The sequence below is a fragment of the Stenotrophomonas sp. Ker107b genome (genome assembly GCF_053847245.1).
Window position 1 is genome coordinate 1143730 of the sequence record NZ_JBSPHX010000002.1, and the last position, 19949, is coordinate 1163678.

Annotated in this window: 15 protein-coding genes; 4 read left to right on the forward strand and 11 right to left on the reverse strand. The window is 66.7% G+C overall.

The features are described 5' to 3' along the window. Positions 1 to 2 precede the first annotated feature (2 nt). A complete protein-coding gene (locus tag ACWV8V_RS14915; RefSeq protein ID WP_123730249.1) occupies positions 3 to 650 on the reverse strand; it encodes a protein-L-isoaspartate O-methyltransferase family protein in 648 nt (215 codons plus the stop codon). Positions 651 to 781: 131 nt separating this feature from the next. Next, positions 782 to 1447: a TetR/AcrR family transcriptional regulator gene (locus ACWV8V_RS14920; protein WP_123730250.1), complete on the reverse strand. Its 666-nt coding sequence runs from the start codon at positions 1445 to 1447 to the stop codon at positions 782 to 784. Positions 1448 to 1569: 122 nt separating this feature from the next. Here ACWV8V_RS14920 and ACWV8V_RS14925 point away from each other — a divergent pair, with 122 nt between their 5' ends. The 3 genes from ACWV8V_RS14925 (at position 1570) to ACWV8V_RS14935 (ending at position 7050) form a co-directional block, all read left to right on the forward strand. After that, positions 1570 to 2718 (forward strand): efflux RND transporter periplasmic adaptor subunit, encoded by a 1149-nt coding sequence (locus tag ACWV8V_RS14925; RefSeq protein ID WP_455900094.1) that lies wholly within the window; start codon positions 1570 to 1572, stop codon positions 2716 to 2718. 4 nt (positions 2719 to 2722) lie between these two features. After that, positions 2723 to 5893: an efflux RND transporter permease subunit gene (locus tag ACWV8V_RS14930; RefSeq protein WP_455900095.1), complete on the forward strand. Its 3171-nt coding sequence runs from the start codon at positions 2723 to 2725 to the stop codon at positions 5891 to 5893. A gap of 116 nt (positions 5894 to 6009) precedes the next feature. Further along, positions 6010 to 7050 carry a hypothetical protein gene (locus ACWV8V_RS14935; RefSeq protein WP_455900096.1) on the forward strand — a complete coding sequence of 347 codons (1041 nt, stop codon included), beginning with the start codon at positions 6010 to 6012 and terminating at the stop codon, positions 7048 to 7050. Between the two features lie 68 nt (positions 7051 to 7118). Here the strand turns inward: ACWV8V_RS14935 and gdhA are convergent, their stop codons facing one another. The 9 genes from gdhA to ilvC all read right to left on the reverse strand — a co-directional run bounded on the left by gdhA (position 7119) and on the right by ilvC (position 17415). Continuing rightward, the gene (gene gdhA, locus ACWV8V_RS14940) at positions 7119 to 8462 is read right to left on the reverse strand and encodes an NADP-specific glutamate dehydrogenase (protein ID WP_259259200.1); all 1344 of its coding nucleotides are present in this window, start codon (positions 8460 to 8462) and stop codon (positions 7119 to 7121) included. Positions 8463 to 8571: 109 nt separating this feature from the next. Next, complete coding sequence (gene leuB / locus ACWV8V_RS14945; protein WP_152154256.1) at positions 8572 to 9633, reverse strand: 3-isopropylmalate dehydrogenase; 1062 nt, start codon at positions 9631 to 9633, stop codon at positions 8572 to 8574. Continuing rightward, positions 9623 to 10201, reverse strand: a complete 579-nt coding sequence (leuD, locus tag ACWV8V_RS14950) for a 3-isopropylmalate dehydratase small subunit (RefSeq protein WP_123730256.1) — start codon at positions 10199 to 10201, stop codon at positions 9623 to 9625. The genes leuB and leuD overlap by 11 nt, the downstream gene beginning before the upstream one ends. After that, positions 10201 to 11622: a 3-isopropylmalate dehydratase large subunit gene (leuC, locus tag ACWV8V_RS14955; protein WP_152154261.1), complete on the reverse strand. Its 1422-nt coding sequence runs from the start codon at positions 11620 to 11622 to the stop codon at positions 10201 to 10203. Before leuC ends, leuD begins: the two co-directional genes overlap by 1 nt. Before the next feature lie 39 nt (positions 11623 to 11661). Continuing rightward, a complete protein-coding gene (locus ACWV8V_RS14960) occupies positions 11662 to 13209 on the reverse strand; it encodes a 2-isopropylmalate synthase (protein WP_455900097.1) in 1548 nt (515 codons plus the stop codon). A gap of 2 nt (positions 13210 to 13211) precedes the next feature. Then, positions 13212 to 14309, reverse strand: a complete 1098-nt coding sequence (locus ACWV8V_RS14965; protein WP_455900098.1) for a threonine dehydratase — start codon at positions 14307 to 14309, stop codon at positions 13212 to 13214. A 114-nt stretch (positions 14310 to 14423) separates the two neighbouring features. Further along, positions 14424 to 14684 (reverse strand): ACT domain-containing protein, encoded by a 261-nt coding sequence (locus ACWV8V_RS14970; protein WP_070473596.1) that lies wholly within the window; start codon positions 14682 to 14684, stop codon positions 14424 to 14426. Further along, the gene (gene ilvG, locus ACWV8V_RS14975; protein WP_152154263.1) at positions 14668 to 16401 is read right to left on the reverse strand and encodes an acetolactate synthase 2 catalytic subunit; all 1734 of its coding nucleotides are present in this window, start codon (positions 16399 to 16401) and stop codon (positions 14668 to 14670) included. Before ilvG ends, ACWV8V_RS14970 begins: the two co-directional genes overlap by 17 nt. A gap of 39 nt (positions 16402 to 16440) precedes the next feature. Beyond that, the gene (gene ilvC / locus ACWV8V_RS14980; RefSeq protein WP_070473592.1) at positions 16441 to 17415 is read right to left on the reverse strand and encodes a ketol-acid reductoisomerase; all 975 of its coding nucleotides are present in this window, start codon (positions 17413 to 17415) and stop codon (positions 16441 to 16443) included. A gap of 656 nt (positions 17416 to 18071) precedes the next feature. Between ilvC and ggt the strand changes: the two genes are divergently transcribed. Beyond that, on the forward strand, positions 18072 to 19790 hold the full coding sequence (gene ggt, locus ACWV8V_RS14985; RefSeq protein ID WP_455900099.1) for a gamma-glutamyltransferase: 1719 nt from the start codon (positions 18072 to 18074) through the stop codon (positions 19788 to 19790). Positions 19791 to 19949: the final 159 nt, after the last annotated feature.

Genomic DNA, 19949 nt, shown 5'->3' on the forward strand with positions numbered 1-19949 from the left:
ACTCAGAGTTGGAACTGGGGTGCCGGGGCGGCACCGCGCAGGTAATCGATATCGGTTTCGAACAGCGATTCAGTGGTGCCGTCCGCCTTGACCAGCACCGCTTCCATGACCGGCGAACGGCCACGGATCACGAACAGTCGACCGCCGGGACGCAGCCACTGGGCGAAACGTGACGGGATGACATCCACCGCGCCGGTGACGCAGATCGCATCGAAGCGGCGCTCGGTGTCCCAGGTCAGGGCGTCGGCGGTCTCGATGCGGACGTTGTTGCCCAGACCGGCCGCGTCCAGGCGCGCACGCGCGGTCGTGGCCAGCTCGGCATCGATTTCCAGGCTCAGCACTTCGCGGGCCAGCTCGCCCATGCAGGCGCTCAGGTAGCCGCTGCCGGTGCCGATTTCCAGCACTTCATCGCCCGGCTGCAGATCCAGCGCCTGCAGGGTGCGGCCTTCGATGACCGGCTTCATCATCTTCTGGCCGTTGCCCAGCGGCAGCTCGATATCAGTGTAGGCCAGGGCCCGGTGCGATTCAGCGACGAACGCCTCCCGCGGCAAGCGTGCCAGTACATCGAGCACGCGAATTTCCAGCACATCCCAGGGGCGGATCTGCTGTTCGACCATCAGTTCGCGGGCGTGGGAGTAATCGATCGTCATGAGGTTCTATATCCAGCGCAGTGGGCCGGCCATTTTACCGGTGCCGGGAGCCGGCGGCGCGCTGAGAGCATCGCTGCCGTCGCGCCGGGGTCGCAGTGCCGGAAGTCACCGCGACCTCCGGTCCATTCAGTTTAGTCCCGCCGGGCATACGCCCGCAGGAAAAAGTCGACGCTGGCGCTCACGTGGGCGTCGGCATCGCACTCGGCCGGGGCCGGCCGCAACCCGCACATCATATGCGTATGCAGCTCGCCCTTGATCAAGGTCAGAAACTGGATCGCGGCGGTCGGGAAATCGGTGATCTCCAGCTCGCCGCGGGCAGTGCGGGCACGCAGGAAGTCGGCCAGCGCGTCGGTGGTCCGCTGCGGGCCGGCCAGCCAGAACATCTCGCGGATCCGGTCATCGGTATCCGGGGACATCATCACCCGCTGCACGGCGACCGCCGCATCGGAGGTGATCAGGCTGAAAAAGGCGTGGCCGATGCCCATCAGCTGGTCACGCAGCGGGCCTTCGATGTCGGTGACGAACAGCTCGTCCGGCAGCATCTCGACGCACTTGGATTGCACAGCTTCGGTGAACAGGGTTTCTTTGTCGCCGAAATGGCTGTAAACGGTCAGCTTCGAGACACCTGCCTGGGCGGCGATGCTGTCCATGCTCACACCGTTGTAGCCCTGGTCGACGAACAGCGATTTGGCGGCTTCCAGAATGGCCGCGCGCTTGCCCAGATCCTTCGGGCGCCCCGGTCCGGCGGCCTTGGCGGGCGGCTTGGAGGGCGATGTAGAGGGGGTAGCATCAGTCATCCAGACAATACTAGACCAATCGGTTCGATATTTATACTATACCGGCTGGTTCAATATTGAAGCGGCTGGAACAGTGTGTCTCCAGCGGCTTTTCCCGGGTTACTTTTCAGGTCCAGGACCTCATGAAAAACATGCGATGGATGGGTGGTGGGTTGCTGGCGATCGCGCTGGCAGCATGTGGCAAGCAGGACGCCGAGCCGGTTGCGCCGATTCCGGTGCTGGTGGTCCACGCCGGCACCGTGGCTGGCCAGGAGGTGGCTGCCTATCCCGGTGAGATCCGGGCCCGCGAGGAGAGCCCGCTGTCGTTCCGCGTCGGGGGCAACCTGATCAAGCGTCATGTCGATGCCGGCCAGCGTGTGCGCAAGGGCCAGCTGCTGGCCGAGCTGGACGCCGCCGACTACGCCTCCCAGGCCAGTGCGTCGCAAGCGCAGCTGGCTGCCGCCGAAGCCGACCTGGTCCGCGCCCGGGATGACCAGAAGCGCTACGCCACCTTGGCCGAGCAGCAGCTGGTCAGCCAATCCGCGCTGGACAGCCAGACCGCTGCCTTCAAGGCCGCGCAGGGCCAGGCCAATGCCGCCCGCGCCAATCTGGCCGTGGCCCGCAACCAGGCCGAGTATGCGCAGCTGCGTGCGCCGGCCGATGGCGTGATCGCCAGCCGCCAGGCCGAAGCCGGGCAGGTGGTCAGCGCCGGGCAGACCGTGTTCACCCTGGCCGCGGATGGCGGCCGCGAAGTCGTGATCGCGCTGCCGGAAAGCAACATCCGCGATTACCAGGTGGGCCAGCCAGTGCAGGTGGAACTGTGGAACCGTCCGGGCCAGCTGCTGGCCGGCACGATCCGTGAGATCGCCCCGGCCGCCGATGCCCAGGGGCGTACCTATGCCACCCGCGTAAGCCTGGCACCGGAAGCCTTGACCGAGGTCGAGCTGGGCCAGAGCGCGCGCGTGTTCGCCGCGGCCGGTCGCCAGGGCACGCTGCAGTTGCCGCTGGCGGCAGTGCAGCGCGGGGCCGATGGGCGCAGCAGTGTGTGGGTGGTCGATCCGGCCAAGCACACGTTGAAGGCCACGCCGGTGACGGTCGGCGCGTACGGCGTTGAATCCGTTCCGGTGCTGAGCGGGGTGAACGCGAACGACTGGGTGGTGGCCGCCGGCGGCCATCTGCTGCGCGAGGGCCAGCCGGTGACGGCAGTGGACCGCCAGAACCGCCCGGTGCTTGCACCGGCAGCCAAGCCTGCCGCCGCCGCCGCCGCGCCTGCCACCGGCAAGGGAAACTGATCCCGTGCGCCGCTTCAACCTCTCCGAATGGGCGCTGGGCAACCGGCCACTGGTGCTGTTTGCGATGCTCGCCTTCGCGATTATCGGCGCGTGGTCGTACAAGCACCTGGGCCAGTCCGAGGATCCACCGTTCACCTTCAAGGTGATGGTGGTGCGCACGAACTGGCCCGGCGCGACCGCCGAACAGGTCTCACGCCAGGTCACCGAGCCGATCGAGAAGGCACTGCTGAACACCGGGCAGTACGAGTTCATCCGCTCCTACTCGCGCCCGGGCGAATCGCAGGTGATCTTCGTGGCGCGCGACAGCCTGCGCTCCAAGGCGATTCCCGACCTGTGGTACCAGGTGCGCAAGCGTGTGGGCGACATCAAGCCGACCCTGCCGCGCGAAATCGTCGGCCCGTTCTTCAACGACGAGTTCGGCGATACCTTCGGCAACATCTACGCGTTGACCGGGCAGGGCTTCGACTACGCAGTGATGCGCGACTACGCCGACCGCATCCAGCTGGAACTGCAGCGCGTGCCGGATGTGGGCAAGATCGAGCTGGAAGGCCTGCAGGACGAGAAGGTCTGGATCGAGCTGTCCAACACCAAGCTGGCCACGCTGGGCGTGTCGCTGCAGCAGGTGCAGCAGGCATTGGCCGACCAGAATGCCATTGCCGCCACCAGCTTCTTCGAAACCCCGACCGACCGGGTGCAGCTGCGCGTCACCGGCCAGTTCAAGAGCGTGGAGGACATCCGCAGCTTCCCGATCCAGGCTGGCGACCGCACCGTGCACCTGGGCGACATTGCCGAGATCAAACGTGGTTTTGCCGATCCGGCGTCGCCGAAGATGCGCTTCATGGGCGAAGACGCCATCGGCATTGCGGTGGCGATGAAAGACGGCGGCGACATCCTCAAGCTGGGCAGTACGCTGGATGCCGAGTTCGAACGCCTGCAGAAGACGCTGCCGGCCGGCATGCAGCTGCGCAAGGTCTCCGACCAGCCGCATGCGGTGGAAGAGTCCGTCGGCGAGTTCGTGCAGGTGCTGACCGAAGCGGTGGTGATCGTGCTGCTGGTGAGCTTCTTCTCGCTCGGCCTGCGCACCGGCCTGGTGGTGGGCGTGACCATTCCGCTGGTGCTGGCGATGACGTTCTTTGTCATGCACTACTTCGGCATCGGCCTGCACAAGATTTCTCTCGGCGCGCTGGTGCTGGCGCTGGGCCTGCTGGTGGACGATGCGATCATCGCGGTGGAGATGATGGCCACCAAGATGGAGCAGGGCTACGACCGCCTGCGCGCGGCCAGCTTTGCGTGGGAATCGACCGCCTTCCCGATGCTGACCGGCACGCTGATCACCGCGGCCGGCTTCCTGCCGATCGCCACGGCTGCCTCCAGCACCGGCGAATACACCCGCTCGCTGTTCCAGGTGGTGACCATCGCGCTGGTGGTGTCGTGGATCGCCGCGGTGCTGTTCATTCCGTACCTGGGCGACAAGATGTTGCCGGACCTGTTCAATCCGCAGCCGCCCAAGCCGGACAGCCTGGCGGGGCGCTGGCATGCCCGTCGCCTTCGGTGGGCCGACCGCCATCCCGCGTTCGCGCGCTGGATCGCGCCGAAGGTGCATGCCCATGATCACGATCCGTACCAGCGGCCGTTCTACGTGCGCTTCCGCCGTTTCCTGGATGTGTGCCTGCGTCATCGCTGGTGGGTGATCGCCGCCACGGCCGCGCTGTTCGTGTTCTCGCTGCTGATCTTCCGCTTCGTGCCCCAGCAGTTCTTCCCGGATTCGACCCGCCCGGAACTGATGGTGGACATCGAACTGGCCGAGGGTGCCTCGTTGCAGGCCACCCAGGCGCAGGCGACCAAGTTGGAAAAGCTGCTCAAGGACCGCGAAGGCATCAGTAATTACGTGGCCTACGTGGGCACCGGCTCGCCGCGCTTCTACCTGCCGTTGGACCAACAGCTGCCGGCCACCAACTTCTCGCAGTTCGTGGTGCTGACCGAGAATGCCACCGCACGTGAGGCGACCCGTGACTGGCTGCTCAAGGATGTGATTCCGCAGTTCCCGGACGTGCAGATGCGCGTGACCCGTCTGGAGAACGGGCCGCCGGTCGGCTACCCGGTGCAGATGCGCATCTCCGGCGAGCATATCGAGCAGGTGCAGGCCATCGCACGGCAAGTGGAAGCCAAGGTGCGCGCAAACCCGCACGTGATGAACGTCAACCTGGACTGGAGCGAGCCGAGCAAAGTGGTCCGGCTGGTGATCGACCAGGACCGTGCACGCGCACTGGGTGTGAGCAGCGCGCAGGTGAGCCAGCTGCTGGGCACCTCGTTGTCGGGCATGAGCGTGAGCACCTACCGGGAGGGCAACCGCCTGATCGAGATGCTGCTGCGTGGCCCGGACAACGAGCGTGTGCGGCTGGACATGCTGGGCAGCCTGGCCATTCCGACCGCCAGCGGCACCTCGGTGACGCTGTCGCAGGTGGCACGCCTGGAGTACGTGTTCGAGGACGGCATCATCTGGCACCGCAACCGCCTGCCGACGGTGACCGTGCGCGCCGATATTGCCGACGCGAAGCAGCCGCTGGACGTCGTGCAGCAGATCCTGCCGACGCTGGAGGGCATCCGTGCCCAACTGCCGTCCGGCTACCTGCTGGAAACCGGCGGTACGGTGGAGGATTCCACCCGTGGCCAGGATTCGATCAAGGCCGGCATGCCGCTGTTCCTGATCGTGGTGGCGACCTTGCTGATGCTGCAGCTGCGCAGCTTCTCGCGTGCGGCGATGGTGCTGGTCACCGCACCGCTGGGCATCATCGGCGCGACCCTGTTCCTGCTGCTGTTCCGCGCGCCGTTCGGCTTCGTGGCGCTGCTGGGGACGATCGCGCTGGCCGGCATGATCATGCGCAACTCGGTGATCCTGATCGATCAGATCCAACAGGACATCGACGCCGGGCATGACCGCTGGCACGCGATCATCGATGCCACCGTGCGCCGCTTCCGCCCGATCGTGCTGACCGCGCTGGCGGCGGTGCTGGCGATGATCCCGCTGTCGCGCAGTGCGTTCTACGGCTCGATGGCGATCTCGATCATGGGCGGCCTGATCGTCGGCACCGTGCTGACCCTGGTGTTCCTGCCGGCGCTGTATGCGGCGTGGTTCCGGGTGAAGCCGGATGAAGCGAAGACCAGCGAAGGCTGAGGGACGATGAAGCCGGCCGATGGCCGGCTTCATGCTTTCAGTGCGACGCGAATGCCTGTCGTCTTTGCGGTGCCAGCAAGCGCACAATGCACACCGGATTTCTTCGGTCGCGCATGATGTCTTCACGTTCCTTTTCACCGTTCGCCACTGCGGTAGCTCTCGCTCTGCTGATGCCCGCCGCATCGCCAGCGCAGGCGACCACCGCTGCCAACTTCCAGCGCGATCTCGTCGAGATCCTGGAATGCCGTGCCACACCGGCGACGAGGCAGGCGGTGACGACGGCATTGCGTGGCGCACGCTATGGCGCGCCGGAGGATCGTCCGGCCCATCTGCAGGGCTGGGGCTTCACGCCCAGCGGTGACGAGGAGCACACGACGACCCTCATCGACATGCCGGACGCGCTGAGGGTTCATGGCATCCCGACGCACCGCGTGGTGGCGGATGACATGGGCTTCTCGATTCCCATCGACGCCGGGCAGCGTGCGCGCATTGTCAGCGGGAACGGGCTGCGGATGCGGTCGAGTAGCCTGCGTGAGCCGTTCCAGGTCTGGTCGCCACCGGAGGCATCCGGCGATGCGTCATCGCCGGGCGCCATCGTGGTGAGCAGCGAGGGTGAGGGCTATCGGGTGGGATGTGACTACTCTGGTCCGATGCGCGAGGCACGTGTTCCACCCCGATGGCGCGAGACTGCCACGGCAAGTGATTTTGGCGCCGCGCTCGAATGTCGGGCTGACGACGCTGCCATGCAGCGCATCGCCAATCTGTGGGAGCGTGTGTCGGAACTGTCGCCGCTGGCATGGCCGGACAATGTCCGCGCGGTGGCCGAGCGCGAGTACCGAGCTGATGGCCAGGAGATGCCCGTCATGGTCATCACCCTGGAGCAGCCGGTGGCGTTGAAGGGCTTGGCTGCGACGTCGATCGTCCTCGCGTATGGCGGCTATCTCGCAGCCGACATGGGCGATGCGCCGCTGAAGGCGGTGCTCGATGCCACGGGCCTGGGCGCGGCGGATCGTCGGGCGGAAGGGTATTGGATGCGCGAAGCTTCCCGGGAGGCGTCCTCCGGATACACGCGCGTGCAGGCATTCAGCGTGATACCCACCGACAGCGGTGCCGTTCTGGCCGGCTGCATGACGAGCGAGGTCCGCTCGGCGGACTGACCGCTGCGGCGGGAAATACTGCAGGGCGCAGCGGATGAACACCGCTGCGCCGCTTCACCCATCTGCCCTCAGTAAACGCCCTGCGCCAGCATTGCATCGGCGACTTTCACGAAGCCGGCGATGTTGGCGCCATCCACGTAGTTCACGCTGCCGTCGGCACGCTTGCCGTGGCGCACGCAGTTGGCGTGGATGTCCTTCATGATCCCGTGCAGCCGCTCGTCGACATCGGCGTGGTGCCACGACAGCCGCTGCGCGTTCTGGCTCATCTCCAGGCCCGAGGTGGCCACGCCGCCGGCATTGCTGGCCTTGCCCGGTGCGTACAGGGTGCCGGCCTCGAGGAACACCTCCACCGCCTCCAGCGTGGAGGGCATGTTGGCGCCTTCGGCCACGCACAGCACCCCGTTGTCGACCAGGGCGCGGGCATCGTCTTCGTCCAGCTCGTTCTGGGTCGCGCAGGGCAAGGCGATCTCGGCCGGGATATGCCAGGGGCGCTTGCCGTCCAGGTACTCGAAGCGTGTGTCATCGGCCAGTTCGGACAGGCAGCCGCGGCGCTCGTTGCGCAGTTCCACCACCTCCTGCAGCGCCGCCTCATCGAAGCCATCACGGGCGTACAGCGTGCCGCCGGAATCGGAGAGCGTGAGCACTTTCGCGCCCAGTTCGATGGCCTTGATCGCGGCATGCTGGGCGACGTTGCCAGCGCCGGAAATCAACACTTTCGCGCCATCGGTATCGCGCCGCGCATGGTGCAGCATCTGCTCGACGAAATAGACGGTACCGAAGCCGGTCGCCTCCGGGCGCATCAGGCTGCCACCGTAGGACAGGCCTTTGCCGGTGAACACGCAGGAGGCGTCATTGGTGATCTTCTTCATCATGCCGGTCATGTAGCCAACCTCACGTGCGCCCACGCCGATGTCACCGGCCGGCACATCGGTATCGGCACCAAGGTGACGATGGAGCTCCAGCATCAGTGCTTGGCAGAAGCGCATCACTTCGGTATCGCTGCGGCCTTTGGGATTGAAATCCGAGCCGCCTTTGCCACCGCCCATCGGCAGGGTCGTCAGCGCGTTCTTCAGCGTCTGCTCGAACGCGAGGAACTTCAGGATCGACTGGTTGACTGACGGATGGAAGCGCATGCCGCCCTTGAACGGACCGATTGCCGAACTGTGCTGCACGCGCCAGCCGCGGTTCACATGGGTCTTGCCGGCGTCATCGGCCCAGGCCACGCGGAACTGGATCACCCGCTCCGGCTCCACCAGCCGCTCCAGCAGGCCCTGTTCCAGGTAGCGGGGGTTGCGCTCCAGGAACGGCCACAGGCTCTGGATCACTTCTTTGACGGCCTGCAGGAATTCCGGCTGATGCGGATCGCGCTGGGCCACGTGGTTGAGAAAGTCGGCAGAGGAACGATGGTTCAAGGGCTTTCCTTGTTGGGGGCCAGCCGCTGGCAGCGACGTGACCGACGGGACAGGGAGGCCGTGCGCGATGTGGAAACACGAACGCGGCCCTCAGGCCGCGTCCTTGCGATCATTGCAGCTTGGCAAGGACCGCGTCGGTCGCTGCGGCGGTACTCACCGCATAACCCTTGGCGGCGAGATCGGCGGTGAACACGCCGTCATCCAGCACGGCATACACCGCTGCCTCGACCGTAGCAGCCTCGTCGTCCAGCCCCAGTGAATGCCGCAGCAGCATCGCCGCGCTGAAGATCGTGGCATACGGATTGGCGATTCCCTTGCCAGCGATGTCCGGCGCCGAGCCGTGGATCGGCTCGTAGATGCCCACTGCGCCGGGTTCGCCCAGCGACGCCGAGGGCAGCAGGCCGAGCGAACCGGCCAGCATCGAGGCTTCGTCGGTGAGGATGTCGCCGAACATGTTCTCGGTCACGATCACGTCGTACTCGCGCGGCTTGGCCAGCAGGTGCATGGCCATCGAATCGACCAGCTGGTGCTCCAAGGCGATGTCCGGGAATTCCTCGCGGCCGATCCGGGCGGCGACATCACGCCACAGGCGCGAGGTTTCCAGCACGTTGGCCTTGTCCACCGAGGTGACCTTGCCGCGGCGGGTCTGCGCCAGCCGGAACGCGGTGCGCATGACGCGCTCGATCTCGCCCACGCTGTAGCTGCACAGGTCGCTGGCGGTATCGGCAGTGCGGGTCTTCTCACCGAAGTAGATGCCGCCGGTCAGCTCACGCACGACCACGAAGTCCACGCCCTCCAGCAGCTCGGCCTTGATCGGCGAGGCGCCAAGCGCGGCCGCATGCGTGCGTACCGGGCGCAGGTTGGCGTACAGCCCCAGCGCCTTGCGGATCGCCAGCAGGCCCTGCTCCGGGCGGACCTTGGCATTCGGGTCGGACCACTTCGGCCCGCCGACCGCACCGAGCAGGATGGCGTCTGCCTTGCGGCAGGCGTCCAGCGTGGCGGCCGGCAGCGGCTCGCCGTGGCGATCGATGGCGATGCCACCGATGTCGTGTTCCTGGAACCCGAAGCTGTGTCCGAAACGGGTGGCGACGGCCTCCAGCACCGCCACGGCGGCAGCGGCGACTTCCGGACCGATGCCGTCACCCGGCAATACGACAATCTCAGCGTGCATGTTCACTCTCGTAACGTTCAATGTCAGGGGTACGGCCCAACAGATACCCCAATTGGTCCACGCCTTCCAGCAGGCAGGTCTGTGAGAAGCCGTCCAGCGGGAAGGCATACACGCGCCCATCGGGGGTGCGCAGTTCGCGCGCGGCCACATCGATGGTCAATTCGTCATCCGGGCGCTGCATCAGCGTCTGCACATCGGCTTCGTCCAGCACGATCGGCAGCAGACCGTTCTTCAGCGAGTTGCCGCGGAAGATATCGGCGATCTCGCTGCTGACGATGGCGCGCAGGCCCAGGTCGGTCAGGGCCCACGGCGCATGCTCACGCGAGGAGCCGCAGCCGAAGTTGCGGCCGGCCAGCAGGATGCTGCGGCCAGCGTTGTGCGGCTGGTTGAAGGCGAACGCCGGGTTTGGTACGCCCTCGCTCTGCCAGCGCCAATCATTGAAGGCGTGCTTGCCGAGGCCGACGCGCTCGGTGGTGGACAGAAAGCGCGCCGGAATGATCTGGTCGGTGTCGATGTTGGTCTCGCGCAGCACCACGCTGGTCGAGGTCAGGGTACGGAAGCCGCTCATCAGGCCACCTCCAGCGTGGCATACAGTTCGCGTGGGTCGGCTACGCGGCCGTTCACCGCCGCCCAGGCGGCCGTCATCGGCGAGGCCAGCAGGGTGCGTGAACCGGGGCCTTGGCGGCCTTCGAAATTGCGGTTGCTGGTGCTGACCGCCAGTTGTCCCGGCGCGACCAGATCGCCGTTCATGGCGATGCACATCGAGCAGCCCGGCTCGCGCCATTCGGCACCGGCCGCGCGCACCACCACATCGATGCCTTCGGCTTCGGCCTGACGCTTGACGATTTCCGAGCCCGGCACCACCAGCATGCGCACGCGGTCAGCGACACGGCGGCCCTGCAGGACCTGCGCCACCTCGCGCATGTCGCTCAGGCGGCCGTTGGTGCAGGAACCGACGAACACCACATCCACCGGGGTGCCGGCCAAGGTCTGCCCGGCGTGGAAGTGCATGTAATCCAGGCCCTTCTGCGCGGCCGCGTCGTTGGCCGCCGGAATCGGCTGGTCCACCGCGATGGCGGTGCCGGGGTGGGTGCCCCAGGTCAGGGTGGGGCGGATGTCGGCGGCCTCGATGTGGACCTCGACATCGAAGCGCGCACCTTCATCGCTGCGCAGCTGCGACCACGCGGCCACGGCGGTATCGAAGTCGGCGCCCTTGGGGCCACGCGGGGTGGCGGCCACCCAGTCGAAGGTGATCTGGTCCGGGGCGACCATGCCGGCACGTGCCCCGGCTTCGATGGACATGTTGCACAAGGTCATGCGCTGTTCCATGTCCATCGCTTCGATCGCGCTGCCACGGAACTCCAGCACATGGCCGGTACCGCCGTTGACGCCGATCACACCGATGATGTGCAGCACCACGTCCTTGGCGCCGACACCCTGGGCCAGCGCGCCATCGACGGTGATCGCCATCGTCCTGGCTTTACGCTGCAGCAGGCACTGCGTCGCCAGCACATGGCCGACCTCGCTGGTGCCGATACCGAAGGCCAGCGCGCCAAATGCACCATGCGTGGAGGTGTGGCTGTCGCCGCAGACGATGGTCATACCCGGCTGGGTGAAGCCCTGTTCGGGGGCGATCACGTGCACGATGCCGCGGCTGGCCGACTGCAGGTCGAACAGCTCGATGCCATGCGCGGCACAGTTGTCGGCCAGCATCGCTACCTGGGCTTCGGAGGCGGCGCTGGCATAGGGCAGCTTGCCGTCGGCGCCGGCCGGCAGGGTGGGGGTGGAGTGATCCATCGTGGCCTTGGTCCGGTCCGGCCGGCGCGGGGAGAGGCCGCGCTCGCGCAATTCGGTGAAGGCCTGCGGCGAGGTCACTTCGTGGATCAGGTGCAGGTCGATGTACAGCACGGCGGGCGCGCTGTCGGTCTCGGGAACGACGACGTGGGCATCCCACAGTTTGTCGTACAGGGTGCGGGGAGCTGGGGTCATGGACTGGCCTTGCTGCGGTTCGGGGTACGTAGTGGGGGCTCAGGCCGCGGCGGTGGCCGCGGGTTGGTCGGCCGTCGCGTTGCGCTGGCGCAGCAGACGGTTGGCGACCTCCAGCCACGCCAGTGCGGAGGCTTCGATGATGTCGCGGCTGGTGCCGGTGCCTTCGTACTCCACACCCTCGTGGCGCACGCTCAGGTTGGCTTCGCCGCGCGCATCGGCGCCGATGCCCACACTGTGCACGTGGTAGCTGTCCAGCATCAACTGCACGCCGGTGGCGGCCGACAATGCGCCGAACAGTGCATCGACCGGACCATCGCCTTGCGCCGTCTCGGCAACGCGGTTGCCCTCCGGATCGGACAGCTCGACCAGCGCGTTGGCGCGGCTGCCCACATCGCTGATGGTCATCGAGGCCAGGCGATAGCCGTTCTGGGTCGCGCTGCCCTGCATCAGGGTCTGCAGGTCGGCGTCGGTGACCACGCGCTGCTGTTCGCACAGCGCCTTGAACTGTTCAAAGACGTGCTTCAGTTCCTCCTCGTACAGGAAGAAGCCCAGCGCACGCAGGCGTTGTTCGACCGCGGCGCGGCCACTGTGGCGGCCCAGCACCATCTGCGAGGATTCCCAGCCCACGTCTTCCGGGCGCATGATTTCGTAGGTGCCGCGGTGGCGCAGCATGCCGTGCTGGTGGATGCCCGACTCGTGGGCGAAGGCGTTGGCGCCGACGATCGCCTTGTTGCGCTGGACCGGCATGCCGACCAGGCGCTGCAGCAGCTGCGAGGTGGCCACGATGCGCTGGGTGTTGATGCGCGTGTCTTCGTCGTAGAAGGCGTTGCGGACCTTCAGCACCATCGCGATTTCTTCCAGCGAGCAGTTGCCCGCGCGCTCGCCGATACCGTTGACGGTGCACTCGACCTGGCGCGCGCCGCCTTCGATGGCAGCCAGCGAGTTGGCCACGGCCAGGCCCAGATCGTTGTGGCAGTGCGCGCTGAAGATGATGCGGTCGCTGTCCGGCACGCCGGCGATCACGCGCTGGAACATGCCGCGGATCTCTTCCGGCGTGGTGAAGCCCACGGTGTCGGGCAGGTTGATGGTGGTCGCGCCGGCAGCCACGGCCACGCGGGCGACCTCGATCAGGAAGTCTTCCTCGGTACGCGTGGCATCTTCAGCGGAGAACTCCACATCACCCACGTAGCTGCGGGCCAGGCTGACGTGCTTGTGCACCGACTCCAGTACCTGCTCGCGGGTCATGCGCAGCTTGTGCTCGCGGTGCAGCGGGCTGGTCGACAGGAACACATGCAGGCGCGGGTTCGCCGCTGTCTCCAGCGCCTTGGCCGAGGTTTCGATATCGGCGGCCAGACAGCGCGACAGCACGGCCAGGGTCGGGCGTCGCACTTCGCGGGCGATCATCGCCATCGCTTCGCGGTCGGACTGGGAGCTGGCCGGGAAGCCGGTTTCCATGACATCCACGCCCAGTTCGTCCAGTGCGCGGGCCATCACCAGCTTCTGCTGCGGGCTCATGCTGCAGCCGGGCGATTGCTCGCCGTCGCGCAGGGTGGTGTCGAAAATTCTGATTCGGGGGGAGTTGGGCATGGTCACCAGGAGGTCTCCTCGACGGCAAGGTCGGATGGGATGGCAGAGGTAGGATTCGAAGCGGAAATCGGGGATGTCGCGAGCACGGTTGGTAGGGGCGGGCGTGTTCGCTCGCTGGCGCGGCGGCGCGGTTTGCGCGGGGGGCGGGGACGGATGTCGGCCAGCAGCTGGGCCAATACCAGCGCATCGATGTTGCCGCCGGAGACCACCGCGCACTTGCGCTTGCCGGCGACGCGGCGACCGGCGGCCAGTGCCAGCGCGCCGGCACCTTCGGCGATGACGTGCTCTTCCAGCGCCAGCCGCACCAGCGTCTCGCGCAGCTCGGCTTCACGCACGATCACCACATCGTCCAGCAGTGCACTGCACAGCTTGCGGGTCAGGAAACCGGGAATCTTCACCTTGACGCCGTCGGCCAGGGTGGCGACCGGGGCGATCTCACGCACGTCGCCGCGGATGGCGCGGGCCATCGAATCGACGCCCTCCACCTGTGCACCGACGATGCGCACGCCCTGCGATTTCAGCGCCAGCGCAACGCCGGAGGCCAGGCCACCACCACCGATCGGCACGATCACCACGTCCGGCGCATGCGGGGCCAGCTCAATGCCCAAGGTGCCTTGGCCGGCGATCACGTCCGGGTCGTCGAAGGCGGACAGGAAGCGGTAGCCGTGCTGGTCGGCCAAGGCACGGGCGAAGGCGTAGGCCTCGTCGTAGCTCTCGCCGTGCTGGCGTACGGTGGCGCCCCAGTGGGCGACCCCGGCGATCTTGGTGGCCGGTGCACCGTGCGGCATCACCGTGATCGCCGGAATGTTCAAGCGGTAGGCGGCCCACGCCACGCCCTGGGCGTGGTTGCCGGCCGAGGCACAGATGACCGGGCGGTCGTCGCCGCGCTCACGCCCGGCCAGCAGGGCGTTCAATGCACCGCGCACCTTGTAGGAGCCGGTGCGCTGCAGGTTCTCCAGCTTCAGCCACACGCCGAAACGCTCGGCGTAATGCAGCGGCGTGGGCGGCAGGAAGCGGCGCAGCCGCGCCTGCGCGGCCAGCACATCGGCGACGCTTACGTCGCCTACGTCCGGTTCCTGCGCGGTGCGGCTAGCCGGCATCACGCACCCGGCCATGGTGATCGTTCCGGAGCGACGCGCGCTGCCACGGCGCACGGTGCGACGTACGACCGAGAAGACACCTCCGTACCGGCACCGATGCAACGGTGCGGGCGTTCATGCGGATACTCCCGTACCGGGCTCCAGTGCGCTGATGCGCACCGACACACAGTCGTAGATCTTCTCGATCTGGCGGCGCAGGGTTTCCGGCGGGCGGGTGGAATCGACCACCAGCTGCAGGTGCCAGCGACCATCGTCGGCGGCATTGGGCGCACCGGCGATCGCGCGCGGTGCGAAGCCGCGGCGTTCGGCCATGCCGATCACGCGCAGCAGCGCGCCTTCGGCCGGGGTCAGCACCAGGTCAAGCCGGTATTGCATTGGGGAACTCCTGGGACTGATGAGCGGGGTTGCTTTCCAGCATCGTGCTGTTGGCATTGTTGGGCGGCACCAGCGGCCACACGTTGGCACGCGCATCGATGGCCACATGCAGCAGGGCCGGACCAGGCTGGGCCAGCATCGCGGCCAAACCACCTTCAACATCGTCACGCGCTTCGATGCGCGTGGCCGGAATGCCGAACACCTGCGCCAGCGCGGCGAAGTCCGGGTTGTCGGACAGATCGATCTCGCTGTAGCGCTCGGCGAAGAACAGCTCCTGCCACTGGCGGACCATGCCCAGCGAGCTGTTGTCCAGCAGCACGATCTTCACCGGCAGGCGGCAGCGGGCGATGGTGACCAGCTCCTGCACGTTCATCATGAAACTGCCATCGCCGGAGACCAGCACCACGGTGCGATCCGGGCAGGCGAACTGCGCACCCATCGCCGCGGGCAGGCCGAAGCCCATGGTGCCCAGCGCGCCGCTGGTCAGGTGGTTGCGCGGGTGGGTGAAGCGGCAATGCTGGGCGACCCACATCTGATGCTGGCCGACATCGCAGGCGATGATCGCGTCGCTCGGCGCCAGCTCGCTCAGGCGCTTCAGCAGCGCCGGGGCGTAGATGTGCTTGCCCGGTGCGTCGTAGCGCGGGGCGAAGCGTTCACGATGACCCTGGCAGCGCTTGGTCCAGGCCTCCTGCGTGGCCGGCGCGGTGGCCGCAGCGGTCAGTGCGCGCAGCGCCGTACCGACATTGCCCGGCACCGCGATGTCGGCGGTGCGCAGCTTGGAGATCTCGTATGCATCGGCATCGATATGCACGACGCGCGCAAACGGGGCGAACTCGTTCAACTTGCCGGTCGCGCGGTCATCGAAACGGGCGCCGACCACGACCAGCAGATCACTTTCCTGCACGGCCATGTTGGCCGCGCGGGTGCCGTGCATGCCCAGCATGCCCAGGTAGTGGGGATGCTGCGGCGGCAGCGCGCCCAGGCCGCGCAGGGTCAGCACGGTCGGAATACGGGTCGCCTCGACGAAGGCACGGAAGTCCTCCACCGCATCGCCCAGCGCCACGCCACCCCCGGCATAGATCACCGGCTTCTCGGCCCCGGCGATGGCGGCGATGGTCTGCGCGATGGCGTCGTCATTCGGCGCCGGCGGTGCGACCACCGTGGACGGCACGTGGTCGGGCAGGTGCGACGCATCGGCCACCTGCACGTCCTTGGGCAGATCGATCAGCACCGGCCCCGGGCGACCCTCGCGGGCGATACGGAACGCATCGGCGACCACCTGCGGCAGGTCATCGACCGAGCGCACCAGCCAGCTGTGTTTGACGATCGGCAGGGTCAGCCCGAACACGTCCAGTTCCTGGAACGCGTCGGTGCCCAGTAGCGGGGTGGCGACCTGGCCGGTGATGCAGACCATCGGCACCGAATCGAGCATCGCATCGGCGATGCCGGTGACCAGGTTGGAGGCGCCCGGGCCGGAGGTGGCGACGCAGACGCCGACCCGGCCGCTGGCACGGGCGAAGCCGTTGGCGGCCAGGGCCGCGCCCTGCTCATGGCGGACCAGGATGTGCTTCAGCCCGGAGTCCACCAGGGCGTCATAGAACGGCATGATGGTGCCGCCCGGATAGCCGAACAGCGTATGCACGCCCTCGGCTTCCAGGGCCTGCGTCAACCAGCGTGCGCCGTTGCGGGGCGCGGTGCTGTGTGCGGAGGTATTCATGCGGTGACCTTTACGAAAGCGGGTGGGGGAGCCGCGCGTTTACGCGGCTTGACTTTGCAACCAGACCATCTTGGCGCGCAGTTCTTTGCCTACCTTCTCGATCGGGTGCTCCAGGTCGGCCTGCTTGAACTTGTTGTAGTTCGGCAGGCCTGCTTCGTACTCGGCCACCCAGTTCTTGGTGAAGGTGCCGTTCTGGATATCGGTCAGCACGTCCTTCATGCGCGCCTTGGTGCCGGCGTCGATCACACGCGGGCCGCTGACGTAGTCGCCGTACTGTGCGGTTTCGGAGATGAATTCCAGCATGCGGGTGATGCCACCTTCGTAGAACAGGTCGACGATCAGCTTCAGTTCGTGCAGCACTTCGTAGTAGGCGATTTCCGGCTGGTAACCGGCTTCGACCAGGGTTTCGAAACCGGCCTGCACCAGTGCCGAAGCACCACCGCACAGCACGGCCTGCTCGCCGAACAGATCGGTTTCCGTCTCTTCCTTGAAGGTGGTCTGGATCAGGTTGGCGCGCGCGCCGCCCAGGCCACCGGCGTAGGCCAGGGCGAACTCGGCGGCCTTGCCGCTCTTGTCCTGGTAGACCGCCCAGATGCACGGCACGCCTCGGCCGATCTCATACTCGCGACGGACCAGTGCACCCGGGCCCTTCGGCGCGACCAGCACCACGTCCAGATCCTCGCGCGGTTTGATCATGTCGAAATGCACGTTCAGACCGTGCGCGAACAGCAGCACCGCGCCCTGTTTCATGTTCGGCGCGAGCACGTCTTCGTAGAGCTTCTTCTGCACCATGTCCGGGGTCAGCACGGCGACCAGATCGGCATCCTTCACCGCCTCGGCCGGGGCTTTGACGGTGAAGCCGTCGGCCTGGGCCTTGACCTCGGTGGGACCGCCCGGGCGCAGCCCGACGACGACATCGAAACCGGATTCACGCAGATTCAGCGCGTGCGCGCGGCCCTGGCTGCCGTAGCCGACAACAGCGATCTTGATCTGGGGCAGGTCGTTGGTGCTCATGGGGGAGGTCCTTTGGAGGCAAGAAAAAAGAGGGCCGACGGTCAGCGACGCGTCGGCCCATCAGGGGAAGGGGTGGCGCCGGCCTGGCCGCGAGCACACGCGAACGCACCCGCCGTGGGGGCGGTGGGCATCGGCTGGCTCGAGGTGGGCTGGCGGGTCATGGTGGAAGGCAACTCGGCGGGGAGGATGGAAATCAAAGGGTTCTGAAACGAAAAAACCCGCACCTGGTCGGGTGCGGGTTTTGATGGATACCTGGCAGTCTTGCTTACACGCCGGTCCGTCCCGCACCTGTTGGTTGGGTAATAAGTACGAGTACGAGAAGCGAACGGATGGAGGCCGCGCCGTGGTCGGCGTGCTCGATGGATTCGCGGGTGGCTGTGCGCTGCAACATGAGATCGAGAAAACCACACGGGTTTCGGCGGTGTCAACCTTGGAAAGACAATTTCCATCGGTTTCGCCTGCATCCACCGCAAGCCCCCGCTGTACAAGGATGGTTGCGGCTGAAAGCGTTCCGGTGAACCGGAATTCAGCATTTTGCCGGGCGCGATTGCGCGGATTCGGGGCCGATTTGTGTGAGGTGCATGACCATAGTGGGATGTCCTCCGGCGGCATCTGCCGCCACCATCAGCTCGCTACCACCTCTCAGGAACCACCCCGTGTCCTCACGCCTTGCCCGCGGTCTGCTCGCCGCCGCCGTCCTGTGTACGCTGCCCGCCGCCGCCATCGCCGCTGACCGGATCACCGGCCACACCTTCGCCACCCGCTCGGAGGTGATCGCTCCGCATGCGATGGCCGCCACCTCCCAGCCGCTGGCGACCCAGATCGCCCTGGACGTGATGAAGTCCGGCGGCTCGGCCGTGGATGCCGCGATCGCGGCCAATGCCGCCCTCGGTTTGATGGAACCCACCGGCAACGGCGTCGGCGGTGATCTGTTCGCGATCGTGTGGGACCCCAAAACCGAGAAGCTGTATGGCTACAACGGCTCGGGCCGCTCGCCGAAGTCGCTGACCCTGGCCGAGTTCCAGCGCCGCGGCCTGAAGGAGATTCCGGCCACCGGCCCACTGCCCGTCTCGGTCCCCGGCGCGGTCGATGGCTGGTTCGCCCTGCATGACCGTTTCGGCCGCAAGCCGATGGCCGACAACCTCGCGCCTGCGATCCGCTACGCCCGCGAAGGCCACCCGGTCGCCGAGGTCATCGCCTACTACTGGGACCGCTCGGTGCCGCGACTGTCCAAGTACCCTGGCTTCACCGAGCAGTTCACGATCAACGGCCATGCCCCGCGCAAGGGCGAGATGTGGAAGAACCCGAACCTGGCCCACACTCTGGAGCAGATCGCCCAGGGCGGCCGCGATGCCTTCTACAAAGGCGAGATCGCCCGCACCATCGGCACTTACTTCAAGGCCAACGGTGGCTACCTGAGCTATGACGACATGGCCAGCCATCACGGCGAGTGGGTGGAGCCGGTCAGCAGCAACTACCGTGGCTATGACGTATGGGAACTGCCGCCGAACAGCCAGGGCATCGCCGCGCTGCAGATCCTCAACGTGCTGGAAGGGTACGATTTCTCCAACATCCCCTTCGGCTCGCCCGAGCATGTGCACCTGTTCGTGGAAGCCAAGAAGCTGGCCTTCGCCGACCGCGCGCGCTTTTACACCGACCCGGCGTTCCACCCGGCCCCGGTCGATAAGCTGATCTCCAAAGGCTACGCCGCCGAGCGACGCACGCTGATCTCGATGGACAAGGCGCTGAGTGAAGTGCAGCCGGGGACGCCGAAGCAATTGAAGGAAGGCGACACGATCTACCTGACCGTGGCCGATGCGGACGGCATGATGGTCTCGCTGATCCAGTCCAATTACCGGGGCATGGGCAGCGGCATGGCGCCTCCGGGCCTGGGCTTCATCCTGCAGGACCGCGGCGAGATGTTCGTGCTGCGCAAGGATCACCCGAACGGCTATGCGCCGGGCAAGCGCCCGTTCCAGACCATCATTCCGGGCTTCGTCACCAAGGACGGTAAGCCGTGGATGAGCTTCGGGGTGATGGGCGGTGCGATGCAGCCGCAGGGTCATGCGCAGATCGTGATGAACATGGTCGACTTCGGGATGAATCTGCAGGAAGCCGGCGATGCGCCGCGCATCCAGCACGAGGGCTCGACCGAGCCGACCGGGCAGGCGACGGCGATGAGCGACGGTGGCGAGGTGAATCTGGAAACCGGCTTCCCGTATGAGACGGTGCGCGCGCTGATGCGCAAGGGCCATCGCGTGGTGTTCGCGGATGGTCCGTACGGTGGGTATCAGGCGATCCTGCGTGATCCGGAGACCGGGGTGTACTACGGCGCGTCGGAGAGCCGCAAGGATGGGCAGGCGGCGGGGTACTGATTTGCTGGCACCCCGTAGAGCCGACCGCTGGTCGGCAGAAGCGCAGGGCAGGGCGTAAAGCAGGGCGCTTTGGGGTTGCGGGTAGTGGGCCGCCCTGGGTGGGTTGGCGGGACACGCCGTGAATCCATCCATGGAGGCTCATGTCGCCGCATCCATGCG